We start from the raw sequence: 12902 nt of genomic DNA on the forward strand, positions 1-12902 counted from the left end.
CGCGGCCGGACTGAAGACGGCTGACGTGTCATGTCACACGGCTGACGTTCCGATGTCAGATCTGCTGACTTTCAGTGTCACTTCCCGGCGACGTATCTATGTCACTCAACACTTCGGCTTGGACGGTGCCAACTTCGTCCGGACGGGACATGCGGGCTGCCGGTTCAGTAACTGGCTGGCCCGGCTGAGGTGCCATAAGAGCAGTTCCGGCACTACCACGAGACGTTCTACGCGCAGGTGGAGGCGCTGTCGGTCACCCCGTCCTCGCCGACGGCTCTGGACCGGGGAATCGACGGGGTGCTGGTCAGCGCGGCCCGGGTGCTGCAAGCGCACCGCACCGACGGGCTGTCTCCGGAACGGGCCGCGTGGCGGGTCCGGGACGAGCAGGACGCCCTCGCCGCCCTGGTCGATCGGCTCCACGCCCGAATCCGGACGGCTGCCCAGCTGGACGATCTGATGGCGCAGGCGCACCAACGGCTGATCAACCGGCTGGACCAGTGGAACGCTCGGGGCAGGTACGCCGGGAAGCTGAGCAAGACCCTGGTGTACGAGCGCACCGGTGACAACGACAGCTACCTGCCGCTGCTGATCAGCCCGGAGAACGCGAAAGCCCACCAGGGGCAGCCGGACCGCGCGCCGTTCGTCGTCGCGCACTCAATGCGGGAGGTTCAGCCGGAGATCAACCTGCTGGTCAGCCCGCTACCCGAGCGGCTGTTCGTCGTCGAGCCCGACGACGCGCCGTCCTGGGAGCTGCCCGAAGGAGAGGACGCGTGACGGACAACGACCCGACGCAGATGATTTTCGAATCTGCGCAGCCGTTGGACCCGCTGGCCGACAGTGAGCAGGCGAACGTCAAGAACCGGGCGAAGGTCGGTTCAGCTCGCCCGTCGTCGCTGCTCTACACCTACGGTGTCGGCTCGATCATGGACCTGCCGCAGTTCTCGATCATGCCGGCCGGCCTCGACGATTGGGAGCCGATCTGGCGGCGGCGGCCCACCGTGCCGACGATCGAGGAACCACGGCTACTCAAGGTGGTCCAGCTTCACCTCGGGTCGCGCGTGCAGCATCTGCGGCCGTTCCCGTGGCAGCCGAAGGCCCGCGCGATGTCACAGGAGGGCTCCGACCTCGGCATCCCGGCGCGAGTGTTCCCGCAGTGGCTGCGGTGCACCGGCTGCGACTATCTCGGGCCGCTGTCGCGGTTCAGCTACACCAACACCCATCCGTACCGGCCCGATCTGGCCACCTTCGAACACGCCAGCTGTCCCGGCCGCACGTTCGCGGGGACCGCGAAGGGGAAGGTCAAGGCTCCCGCGAAGGGCAAGGCTAGGCGTAGCCCGGCGGTACCCGCCCGCTATCTGCTCGCCTGCGCCAACGGTCACCTCGACGAGTTCCCGTACGCGTTGTGGGTTCACCGTGGTAAGGCCTGTCCCGCGGCCCCGCAGCCGGACCTGAAGCTGCGCGACAGCAACGTCGGTCAGGGAGCCGGCGCGGTCATCACCTGCGAGCGCTGCCAACAGCGACGCAGCATCAGCGAGGCGCAGGGCGAGTCCGGCAAACGGAAGCTGCCCACCTGCCGGGGTCGGCATCCGCACCTGAACGCCTTCGACCCCAAGTGTGGGCTGGACACCTCGCTGATGATGATGGGCGCGTCCAACCTCTGGTTCGCCTCCACCCAGTCGATCATCGTCATGCCCCGTACGCCGGAGCAGGACCAGACCGCGCTCGCCACGAAACTCCGCACGCACCTGACCCCGGAGGAACTCACCGACTACGCGACCATGCCGAAGGTGCTCCGTTCGCTACTCGTCGCACACAAGTGCGACATCGCCGGAGTCACCGACGAGGAGCTGACCGCAGCGGCAGCCGAGGCCCTCGCCCCGCCACCGTCAGAGGAGGAGCGCCAGGAGAAGCTACGCCAGTGGGACCCGGTCGAGCTGCTCGTGCCGGAGTGGGACTACCTACAGAAGCCGAGCCTGTTCGCGCAGCAGCAGGACGGCAGCGGGCTGATGGTCACCGAGATGCCCACCGCCGCCGACCTCCCGAAGCAGGTGCACCGGGTCATCGCCGTGAATCGGATGAAGAAGGTCAACGCGGTGATCGGCTTCACCCGCATCGACGAGATGGACCGGGTCAACGACCTCGCGAGCAGGCTCGTCAAGCTCGCCCGGGACGGCCGCCCCACCTGGGTGCCGGCCACCGAGGACCGCGGCGAGGGCATCTTCTTGCAACTGGACGAGAACGCCGTCGCCGCCTGGGAATCGCAGATCCTGCCCAGCGGTCTGTGGCGGGCGCACCGCGAAGCCCACCGGCATAACTTCTCCCGACGCTTCTCCGCCACCGCCGCCCAGATCGACCCCGACACCCGGTTCCCCGCCCCGCGCTACTGGCTGATCCACAGCCTGGCGCACATCCTCATCCGCGAGATGGCGATGTCCTGCGGGTACGGTGCTGCCAGCCTCAGCGAACGCCTCTACGCCTGGCCCGCCACCCCCGACCGGCCCGCTGCCGCTGGACTGCTCATCTGCACCACGGCCTCCGACAGCGAGGGAACCCTCGGCGGCCTGGTCGCGCTCAGCCAGCCGGAACGACTCCACGGACTCCTGTTCGACGCACTGCGCAGAGCAGCCCGCTGCTCATCCGACCCCGTCTGCGGCCAACGCACGCCACGGCACGGCGAAGATTTCCTGCACGGCGCGGCCTGCCACTGCTGCTGCTTCGCCTCGGAGACCTCCTGCGAACGCGCCAACCGGTTCCTCGATCGGCGGTTCATGCTCACCCTGCCCACCATCGATGACGAACGGGTCCCCGGCTTCTTCGGCACCATCGATGTCTACTGACCCCTACGCTGCCCTCGGCGCCTTCCTGACCGCCTACGAGGCACAACGACTCGCCACCGTGCTACAAGCCGGCGGCACCACTGGCCAAGCGTTGAAAGAGGTGCACGCTGCCCGCCGCAGTGAGGTGAAACGCCTGCTCGCCGCAGCCGAACTCGGCCCGGAGCACCGGGACGACACGGTCGCCGTGCTACGGGCCATCGCCGGCGCACGATCGGTCCGGACCGCCATCACCCCCGTCTGGACAATGCCCGGCGTCGAGGCCACGACCGGCCGCCTCACCAGCGAAGCTCAACGCATCATCGACGACGCACGCATGTCGATCGTCTGCTCAAGCTTCAACTTCACCCCGCACTCAGGCAGTGGACTGCCCTGAAGAACGCCGCAGTGCGCCCCGGCCTGAGCGTCAGGGTGTACCTCGACGCCCACGCCGGCTCCCCGGCGGCCGTCGCAGCCCACCTGCCGAAGGCGACCGTACTCCGGACGCTGACCCTACCCGGGGGCCACCATCCGCTGGTCAGCCACGCCAAGTTCATCGTCGTCGACCGTGCGATAACGCTGCTAACCAGCGCGAACTTCTCCTACAGCGCCGAAAACACCAACATCGAGCTGGGACTGCTGGTGCATGACACCAACCTCGCCGCGTCGATCGAAACCCTCATGCGCAGCAAACACGGCATCCTCTACGAACAAGTCACCTGAAAGGGTGGCTCGGCAGTGCATACGGGGGTCAGGAACGAACGTGAAACGGCCGAGCGGTAACGAAGTGACCGGACCCGACTCGCGGAGGCCTGTGGGGTGCCACAACCGTATCGCCTCGGTTTGACGGCTCTTCGAAGTTAGGGGGAGTGCGGGGCGGGGGGATCCCGCCGGTGCGCCTTGAGCACGCCGATCGCCCAACTCAGCATGTCGCACCCGTTGTCCCGGCACTGCATGCAGCGGCCAGTAGCCCGGTGCGGGTTGGGCGGCTCGGAGTGCGCCGTGATCACCCGCTTGGCCGTCCAGAGAACCAGGGCCGGCGTGATCGGTCCGTCATCAATGGGCACGGTCAGACCTCCAGGGGCGAGCAGGTCCGGGCACCGATCCCCGATCAGGTGCCCGGACCGCTATCCGAGGTCCCGTAGGTTGCCGACCGGAGGGACCTGGCAACGAACCTGCCATGGTTAGCCATTGCTAGTCAAGGACTCACCATGGGTGATTGAGTAGGAGGTGCCGACCGGAGGGAACCACCAGTGCCACCGCAGTACACCTACCAGCGCGTAGCCGAAGATATGACGAACCGGATCAAGTCCGGGGAGTTTCCGCCTGGCTCACGCCTGCCGAGCCGCGCCGAGTTGTGCGAGCAGTACGAGGTGTCCAGCTTCGTCGCGGACCGCGTGTTTCTGATCCTGAAGATGCAGGGACTGACGGAATCGCTGCCCGGCGCCGGGGTCTACGTGAAGGAGAACGGCTAGCGGTGGACGCGGGACGCCCCGGACCTCACGGGGTCCGGGGCGTTGTTCCAGATGGCTCAGGCAGCCGCAGCAGACTCCCCTTCTCGCCTCGGCCGCGTCCTCCAGCCCGGGCCAGCGCCGCAGCGGGCCCCGCTCAGGCTCTACCTGGCCGCCTCCACCGCGTTGCCCGCGATCGTGGAACCGGCTGAGAGCAGCGGCCAATGGTCCGGCCTGGCGCGGCCTGCCGTACCCTCTCGGCCAGGTTTGCCAGCCGCGCGGGCCGGTCAGGCCGGTCGTACGCCACTCGGGTTCAATGCCTTCAGCTGGACACACTGTCGCCACTTGATAGCGGAATCGGCGGGTCCGATGTGGCCATAGAGGTGCGGCAGGGCCAGCGCCGACGCCGGTAATCGAGGATGCCCGCCGCGCTTACCTGCCCAGACAAACGCGGAGGGTGACTGGACGCACCTCCCCCGCGGCGACTCCTTGTCAATCCAGCGCGAGTCCACATCTGAGCCAGGGGCGCCTTGAGGGGTCGCGTTCCCGATCTTGCCGCCAGTGAAGATCGTCGTCGACCAGAACGCCCGCCAGGTACCCGCCCGGCCTCTCGCACGAGGCCGGTTGGAGACCTCGATCCGGCGCCATCAACGCCCCTGCTCCCAAACTGCTCCCAATTTAAGGGGCAACAGCGGAGAAGCCCGTTACCGGGGGTTCCGGTGACGGGCTTCCTAGCTGTATATATTGATGGTGGGCGATACTGGGATCGAACCAGTGACCTCTTCGGTGTGAAAGAAGTGCTCTCCAGAGCATTGCTAGTCCACGCTGACGCCCAGCAGAACAGGCCACCACCAAACAGGGGTCGCCCCATCCAGGCACCGCCAACGTCACCGTGCTCCGCGACGCCGACCCGGACGACAAGGCCGAGGTCTACCGGCAGCTCGGGCTTCGGCTGACTTACCACCCGGACACACAAACGGTGCGCGCTGAAGCTGATCTCAGCGCGCACCGTGGGGTTATGGGTCGTGTCCGAGGGGGGACTTGAACCCCCACGCCCTATACGGGCACTAGCACCTCAAGCTAGCGCGTCTGCCATTCCGCCACCCGGACCTGCTCGTCCAGCCTACCCTGTCGGCCGCGGTGACCTGGTCACCTGTCAGCCGCCCAGGTGGGCCGCACGGGGCATTACTGTACACGGCTCGGATGGATCATGCACATCGCCGCCCGCCACGCTCCGGCAACGGAGGTTTTCGCAGCTCACGGCGTCGGACCGGGGGGTCTCACCGGCGGCCTGGCCCCAGGATGCGTCGGGGCGGGTAGCGTCCAACCGCCGATTACCGGCAGCATTGCTGACGTGTCCCACCCCTCCCCTCTGACCGCCGCCCAGCACCAGGCCCTCACCCTGCGCTCCGCCGGTGACCTGGCCAGCGCCCGCCGCCTGCTCACCGACGCGATCGCGGCGGCCCGACCGGCGTACGGGGAGGACCACCCCGAGGTGCTGGGCAGCGCCCACCTGCTGGCCCGGCTGCACCGGGAGGCGGACGACCCGGCCGCGGCCCGCCGGGTCCTGGAGGAGGCGTACGCGGCCGGCGAGCGCCACCGTGGGGACGCCGACCCGCTGATGCTGGCGCTCAGCTTCGACCTGGCCGGGGTCGCGGAGGAACTGGGCAACCGGCACGAGGCCCGCCGCAACTACACCCGCGTCGCCACCGCCGGGCCCGCGGTGCTCGGCCCCGACCACCCCGCGGTACGCGCGGCCCGCAGCTACCTCGGCGGCTCCGCCGCCGCTCCCGCCGCCGGCGGCCCGCTCCCCGATCCGGCAGCGCTCTCCGGGCCGACGATGACGCTGCCGGCCGTAGCCGCACCACTGGCCCCGCTGGCCCCGCCGGTCCCCGGCGCGCCGCGGTCGGCCCCGCCCGCGCCGGCCGTCCCCGGATCGGAGTGGGCGCCGCAGCCCGGGCCGCCTCAGCCCGGGGCGCCGCAGCCGGCCCGGCCCGTCTCGGCGCCGGCGCACCCGTACCCGGCGTCATCGGAGTGGGCGCCGCCACCGGCCGCCGGATCAGCGGCGTCGCTGCCGCCGCCCCCGGTCATCGCCGCGCCGTCACCGGCCAGCGCGGCGCCCGCCTCCGCGCCGCCCGTCCCCGCCGCCCCTCTGCCGCCACCCCCGGTCATTCCGGCACCCGCGTCAGCCCCGCCTGCGCCGACCCCGGTGCCCCGCCCGGCACCCGACTCCACGCCGGCGTCGGCACCACCGACCGGCACCGCTGCGGCGCCCACCTGGGCCCCGTCCGTGTCCCCGATGCCGACCTCCTCGCCACCGGCTCCCCTACCGCCAGCCCCGGTCATCCCGGCACCAGCCCCCGCCCCACCCGCACCCGGCATGCCGACCGCGCCGGTCCTGCCCGCGCCGGGTGTCGCCGCTCCCGTCCCGGCGCCGTCCGCGCCGAGTCGGCCCGCCGCAACGGAGGCCGCCGGCCTCGGGACCAACCAGCAACCGCCGATCACCCCGGCGCCCGGATGGACCAAGCCGACGGTGCAGGTGCAGCAAATCGCGCCGCTGCTGCGGGAGGAGGCGGACGGGGCCGCAGCGACCGCGCCGTCTCCACCGCCCGGCACGCCGCCGGCCCCGTCGGTCGCCGCCGCACCCGTCAGCGCCCCGCCGATGCCGATGCCGCCGCTGAGCGCACCACCGACACCCGGGTACCCCGTGAGTGGGCCTTCGGGGCAACCGGACTACCCGGTCAGCGGCCCGCCGGGGCACCCGGCGTACCCGGTGAGCGGCACACCCGGCGTCGACCTGGCAAACCCGTACCCGGGCGGGGCGGGTCACCCGCTGGGCCCGCCGCCGGTGAGCGGGCCACCGGCCGTGGCCCCGGTCAGCGCGTCGCCCGTACCGCCGTGGGGGTTGACCGCGCCGCCGTGGAGCAGCGCCGCACCGCCGCAGCCGCTCGACCGGCCGGCCGACGTGGGGCTCGACGCGCCGGCCGAGGAGGACGTCGACGAACCGGAGCCCCATCCGCTGCCCGGGCCCGCTCCGGCGACCGAGTCCGCCGGCCCGGCACCGCTGCCGGTCTACGACGACCTGCTGGAGTTCCCCGAGCCCCGGCAGGCCGACCCGGCGCCCGGGACGGAGGCGTACCCGGCGCAGGGGGCGTGGCCCGCGGTGCCGGCGCCGTTCCACCAGCCGCCCGCGTACCCCAAGGTAGAGGAGGCCGAGCCGCGCGGCCGCAACCGCACGGTGATCGCCGTGGCGACGGGCGCGGTGGTGGTGGCCGTGGCCGCCGCGATCGGCGTGGGCGCGGTGGTGCTCAACCGCGACGCGGCACCGGCGCCCGCGCCCGGGCCGACGCGGGCGAAGCCGGTGGCGACCGGCGCGCCCCCGGGTGACCTGCGGCTGCGCGACGACACCACCACGATCACCATCACCTGGACGGACCCGACCGGCGGCGGCGTGCCGTTCATGGTGACCGGCGGCCGGGCGGGCCAGAAGCTGGGGGTGATGGCCACGGTGGACCCGGGGCAGACCAGCTACACGGTCAACGGGCTCAACGGGAAGCTGGACTACTGCTTCACCGTGCTGGCGGTCTACTCGACGGACACGTTCGCCACCTCGGGTCAGGTCTGCACCGACCGCGAACGCGCCACCCCGCCGGGCTGACCGACCGTCCACCTGCAACACGCTGGGTGTCCACAGCGGGACGGTGCGGGTTCCCCCGCGTCGGGGCGGCCCATATGATGGCTCCCGGCTCTGGGGAGGGTCGTCGCCGCCTGGCGCGTCTCCCCGCACCGACACGGGGAGGCAGCCGGCAGTGGCCACCATCGAGGACGTCGCGAGCACCGGGGCGGACACGCCCCGACCCCGTTCCCGGATGCGGGGTGGGCTGGTCACCATCGGCACCGTGGCGGCGCTGCTGGTCGCCATGGGGCTGACCGTCCTCGGGCTCGGCGCCGCCGACAACGCGGTCGCCAACTACGACGGGAGCTCCTGGCTGTGGAGCACCACCCGCAGCGAGATGGCCCGGGTCAACGGGGTCACCGCGCGGGTCGACACCCGGGTCGAGGTTCCCGGCGCCCGCCGGCACCAGATGCAGGTCACCCAGACCGACCGGCTGCTGATCCTGCGCGACCTGAACACCGGCCAGGTCAGCTCACTGGACCTGGCCACGCTCCAGATCACCGCGACCACCCCGACCACCCCCGGCTTCGGCGTGAACGTCGCGCTGCACGAGGACGCCGCGTTCGTCGTGGACGCGGTGCAGGGCATCGTCCGGCAGCTCGACCCGCGCTCGCTGACGCCGGTCGGCGAGCCGGTGCGCTACCCGCCGGGCATCACCGGCGGGTCGTTCGACGGCGAGGGTCGGTTGTGGATCGCGGTGCCCAGCGAGGGGACCGTCTCGTCGATCACCGCCGCGGAGCTGCCCGCCACACCCGGCGCCGCACTGCCGGCGGGCGCCGGGCTCAGCCCGAAGCAGGTCCAGACGTACGACGTGGCCGAGCCCAGCCACGAGCTGGCGCTCTCCGCTCTGGACGAGGGCGTCGCGGTGCTCGATCGCACCTCCGCGTCGCTGGTGACGGTCCAGGGTGGCCAGACCCGGCGGGCGGACCTGACGATGACCTCCCCGGGCGCCCTGCCCGAGCGGACCAGCGGGCCCCAGGTGCCGGTCACCGTGGCCGGCGAGCGGCGGGTGCACGTGGTCCGCGGCGACAGCGAGGTGCGGAAGTTCACCGTCCCGGGCGCCGGCGACCGGCTGAGCCCGGCGGTTGCCTGGGCGAACCGCTTCTACTGCGCGGACGAGGCGACCGGCACGGTCTACTCGTTCGGCGCCGACGGCAAGCTGGTGGACACCATCAAGGGCTCCGGGACGAGCGGCCCGCTGGAGCTGGAGGTGCGGGAGAACCACCTCTTCATCAACGCGCCCAACTCCCCGACCGCCCGGGTGGTCGACGACAAGAACCAGGTCCGCGAGGTCAACAAGTACGCCAACGACGTGCTCGGCGGCGACCCGCCGCCGGCGCCCCCGCCGCCGCCCCCGCCGAAGAAGCCCCGGGTGGGCAAGCCGAGCGCGCCGCGCGCCGTCACCGCCGCCGCCGGCAACGCCTCGGCCCGGGTGAGCTGGCGGCCGGCCGCCGCGAACGGCGCCGACATCAGCAAGTACGTGGTGGAGGGCGCCGACCAGCGCCACGAGGTGGGCGCCAACCAGCGCGCGGTGGAGATCACCGGGCTGACCAACGGCGAGACGTACACGTTCTCGGTGCACGCGGTCAACGCCAAGGGCGACGGGCCGGCCCGGAAGAGCAACCCGGTCACCCCGACCGCGGCCGTGCCCGACCCGCCGGCCAGCGTGACCGCCGAGGCCCGCCCCGACGGCACGGTGCTGGTGAAGTGGCCCGCGGCCAACGGCCAGGGCAACACCATCGCCCGGTACGCGGTCACCGCCGCCTCGGCCGGCGCCACCGCCCCGGCCGGCGAGTCGACGAAGACGGAGCTGGTGATCCCCGCCGGTGAGCTGGAGTACGGCACCCAGTACGCGTTCACCGTGGTGTCGGTGAACGACAAGGGCGCCGGTTCGGCGGCCTCCCCGGTCAGCAACACGGTGGTGCCGTTCACCGCCCCCGCCGCGCCGGCCGACCTGCGGGCCAGCACGGTGGCCGACCAGCCCGGCACGATCGCGGTGCAGTGGTCGCCGGCGGTGGAGAACGGCCGCCCGGTCACGAAGTACCTGGTGGACGTCGGCGGGAAGACCAGTGAGGTGACCGACGTGCGGACCACGGTCAGTGGGCTCGGCGACGGGCAGAACGTCACGGTGAAGGTGAAGGCGGTCAACGAGGCCGGGCCCGGCGCGGAGGCGTCGACGACGGCGCGGACGGTGGCCACGCCCCGGATCACGGTGACCGGCTCGTCGGCCGACGCGACCTCGGTGACCGTGACGTTCACCGTGGACGCGGGCGGCGGCAACGCCACCTGCTCGGCCGCCACCGGCGGGCAGAGCGCCAGCGGAAGCTGCTCCAGCCTGCGAGTGACCGGGCTGACGCCGGGAACGGCGTACACGCTGACGGTGACCGCGAGCAACGCGGCCGGCAAGGGCACCGCCACCCGCGCGCAGTCCACCGACCCGCTGTACGGCATCGCGACCTGCAACAACGGGCCCTCCGGGGATCAGCGGACCTACTGCGACGCGGACGTCGACGGCCGCAACGGCAACGAGATCTTCTCGGTGCCGCAGCAGCTCAACGCCAAGCAGGTCGGCTGGGCGAGGCCCGGCACCCGGCTGAAGGCGTACTGCAAGCAGCAGGGCGGGAACGTCGACTCCTGGATCTACAACAACCAGAAGCAGAGCACCTGGTGGGTGCAGGTCGACTACTCGGGACGGAACTACATCCCGTGGGCCTGGCTCAACCTGGAGGGCGGCGACAACATCAACGTCCTGCCCACCTGCTGACCGCGCCACCCAGCCGAGGAGCACCCGCGCGTGAACACCCCCGAACCGCTCAGCCAGGCGGAGGTGCAGGGCTTCGCCGCCCTCGCCGCCCGGCTGGCCGAGAACGTCAACGCGGTCGTGCTGGGCAAGCCGCAGGTGGTCCGGCTGGCGCTGACCGCGCTGTTCGCCCAGGGGCACGTCCTCCTCGAGGACGTGCCGGGGGTCGGCAAGACCACCCTGGCCCGGGCGATCGCGGCCACGGTCAAGGGGCAGTGGCGGCGCATCCAGTTCACCCCGGACCTGCTCCCCTCGGACGTCTCCGGGGTGACGATCTTCAACCAGGCCACCCGCGGTTTCGAGTTCCACCCGGGTCCGGTCTTCGCCAACATCGTCATCGCCGACGAGATCAACCGGGCGTCGCCGAAGACCCAGTCGGCGCTGCTGGAGGTGATGGAGGAGCGGACCGTCACCGTGGACGGCGTCCGGCATCCGGTGCCGCAGCCGTTCCTGGTGGTGGCCACCCAGAACCCGGTCGAGATGGACGGCACCTACCGGCTGCCCGAGGCCCAGCTCGACCGGTTCCTGGTGAAGCTGTCGGTCGGCTACCCGGACGAGGCCGTCGAGATCGAGGTGCTGCGCGGAGCCACCGTCCGCTCCCCCGACTCGCTCAGCCCGGTCACCGACACCGCCACCGTCGGCGAGATGGTGCGGATGGCCCTCCGGGTGCACATCGCCGAGCCGCTCTACGCGTACGCGGTGCGGCTGGCCGCGGCCACCCGCGGCCACCCGCAGGTGCGGGTCGGGGTCAGCCCCCGGGGCGTCATCGCGCTGACCCGGGCGGCGTGCGCGTACGCGCTGATCGACGGGCGGGGCTGGATCATGCCGGAGGACCTCAAGGCCCTGGTCGAGCCGGTGTTCGCGCACCGGCTGCTGCTCACCCCGGACGCGCAGGTGCGCGGGGTGACCGCCGCCGAGGTGCTGCGCCAGGCCGCCGCCTCGGTGCCGGTGCCGCTGCCGTCCGGCCAGCCCGCCCCGGTGCACGGCTGAGACGTGGGGATCACCGCCCGCGGTATCGGGTTGCTCGCCGCCGCCGTCGCGCTGCTCGGCGTCGGCTTCCGGTACGCGTACCCGGAGCTGACCGTGCTCGGCGCGGCGGCCGCCGTCGCCGTCGGGTACGGGCTGGTCACCGCCGCGTGGCGGCCCCGGCTGGCGGTGGAGCGCAGCGCCGACCCGGACCGGGTGGCCCGCGGTGAGCCGGCCAGCATGACGCTGACCGTGCGCAACACCGGGCGGCTGCGGGCGGCGAACCTGGTCGCCGAGGACCGCTGCGGCGCGGCGCTGGTGCCGGTGCCGCTGCTGCGGCTGCGTCCCGGCCGGGACACCACGGTCCGCTACGACGTGCCGACCCGCCGGCGGGGCGTGGTGCCGGTCGGTCCGCTACGGGTGACCCGGCGCGACCCGCTCGGGCTGGTCGCGTTGGCCCGCCCGTACGGGGGGACGGTGCCGGTCTGGGTGCACCCGCGTATCCATCCGCTGCGCGCGGTGCCGACCGGAGCCGGGCGCAGCCTCGACGGCCGCACCGACAGCGTTCCGCACGGTTCGATCACCTTCGACTCGCTGCGGGAGTACGTGGTCGGCGACGAGCTGCGCCGGGTGCACTGGCGGACCAGCGCCCGCGTCGGCGAGCTGATGGTCCGGGAGAACGTGGACACCAGCCTGCCCCGGATCGTGGTGGTGCTGGACAACCGGGCGGCCGCGCACCCGGAGCGGGTCGACGGGGTGGCCGAGTCCTTCGAGTCCGGCTGCGAGGCGGCAGCGTCGGTGGTCGCCGCCGCGGTCCGGGAGGACCTGCCGGTGAGCCTGCTGCTGGTCGTACCCGCCGACGGGGATCCGGCCGGCGCCGGTGGGCCGCTGGACCGGCTCGCCGCGGTGGAGCTGGCCGACGCCGGGGACGACGTGCTGCGGACCGCGATGAGCCGGCTGCGGCAGGAGCGGCTCGGCGACACCCTGGTCTTCCTCACCGGGCCGGGTGGCCGCGGGGACCTGGGGCAGGTCGGCGCGCTGCGCGGGGCGTACCCGTCGGTGCTGGTGGGGGTCCTCGGGGCGGCGGAGCCGACTCCGGCCGGCGCGGCCGGCCTGCTGGTGGTGGACGCGGCGGACGGCGCGGAGTTCGCCGCCGAGTGGGACGGGGTTGCCAGCAGCTCGGGGATGTGATGAGC

9 protein-coding genes, 1 tRNA gene and 1 pseudogene are annotated in these 12902 nt (G+C 72.3%); 9 read left to right on the forward strand and 2 right to left on the reverse strand.

Annotated features, from left to right (window positions below):
* Positions 1-237 precede the first annotated feature (237 nt).
* From EV384_RS27735 to EV384_RS35660, 4 genes are read left to right on the forward strand one after another with little or no spacing between them, the layout of a single operon-like run.
* Positions 238-774: a hypothetical protein gene (locus EV384_RS27735; protein WP_207232494.1), complete on the forward strand. Its 537-nt coding sequence runs from the start codon at positions 238-240 to the stop codon at positions 772-774.
* Entirely contained in the window at positions 771-2837 is a 2067-nt protein-coding gene (drmB, locus tag EV384_RS27740) for a DUF1998 domain-containing protein (RefSeq protein WP_242624333.1), read from the forward strand. The genes EV384_RS27735 and drmB overlap by 4 nt, the downstream gene beginning before the upstream one ends.
* On the forward strand, positions 2827-3210 hold the full coding sequence (locus EV384_RS35655) for a hypothetical protein (protein WP_207232495.1): 384 nt from the start codon (positions 2827-2829) through the stop codon (positions 3208-3210). Before drmB ends, EV384_RS35655 begins: the two co-directional genes overlap by 11 nt.
* Before the next feature lie 11 nt (positions 3211-3221).
* Positions 3222-3536, forward strand: coding sequence for a phospholipase D-like domain-containing protein (locus EV384_RS35660; RefSeq protein WP_207232496.1), 315 nt, complete (start codon positions 3222-3224; stop codon positions 3534-3536).
* 137 nt (positions 3537-3673) lie between these two features.
* Here the strand turns inward: EV384_RS35660 and EV384_RS27750 are convergent, their stop codons facing one another.
* Complete coding sequence (locus tag EV384_RS27750; RefSeq protein ID WP_130337853.1) at positions 3674-3880, reverse strand: hypothetical protein; 207 nt, start codon at positions 3878-3880, stop codon at positions 3674-3676.
* 186 nt (positions 3881-4066) lie between these two features.
* On the opposite strand from EV384_RS27750, the gene EV384_RS27755 reads away from it, so the two are divergent.
* Positions 4067-4288 carry a winged helix-turn-helix domain-containing protein gene (locus EV384_RS27755; protein ID WP_242624334.1) on the forward strand — a complete coding sequence of 74 codons (222 nt, stop codon included), beginning with the start codon at positions 4067-4069 and terminating at the stop codon, positions 4286-4288.
* A gap of 1002 nt (positions 4289-5290) precedes the next feature.
* Here the strand turns inward: EV384_RS27755 and EV384_RS27765 are convergent.
* Positions 5291-5374, reverse strand: a tRNA-Leu gene (locus EV384_RS27765).
* Positions 5375-5618: 244 nt separating this feature from the next.
* Between EV384_RS27765 and EV384_RS37540 the strand changes: the two are divergent.
* The 4 genes and pseudogenes from EV384_RS37540 to EV384_RS27795 all read left to right on the forward strand — a co-directional run.
* Positions 5619-6083: pseudogene (locus EV384_RS37540) on the forward strand (tetratricopeptide repeat protein); the annotation flags it as partial.
* Positions 6084-8133: 2050 nt separating this feature from the next.
* Positions 8134-10704 carry a fibronectin type III domain-containing protein gene (locus EV384_RS27785; protein WP_207232671.1) on the forward strand — a complete coding sequence of 857 codons (2571 nt, stop codon included), beginning with the start codon at positions 8134-8136 and terminating at the stop codon, positions 10702-10704.
* A 30-nt stretch (positions 10705-10734) separates the two neighbouring features.
* Complete coding sequence (locus EV384_RS27790) at positions 10735-11730, forward strand: AAA family ATPase (protein ID WP_130337857.1); 996 nt, start codon at positions 10735-10737, stop codon at positions 11728-11730.
* Positions 11731-11733: 3 nt separating this feature from the next.
* Positions 11734-12897, forward strand: coding sequence for a DUF58 domain-containing protein (locus EV384_RS27795; RefSeq protein WP_130337859.1), 1164 nt, complete (start codon positions 11734-11736; stop codon positions 12895-12897).
* The last annotated feature ends 5 nt before the right edge of the window (positions 12898-12902 follow it).

This window comes from Micromonospora kangleipakensis, assembly GCF_004217615.1.
GTDB lineage: Bacteria > Actinomycetota > Actinomycetes > Mycobacteriales > Micromonosporaceae > Micromonospora > Micromonospora kangleipakensis.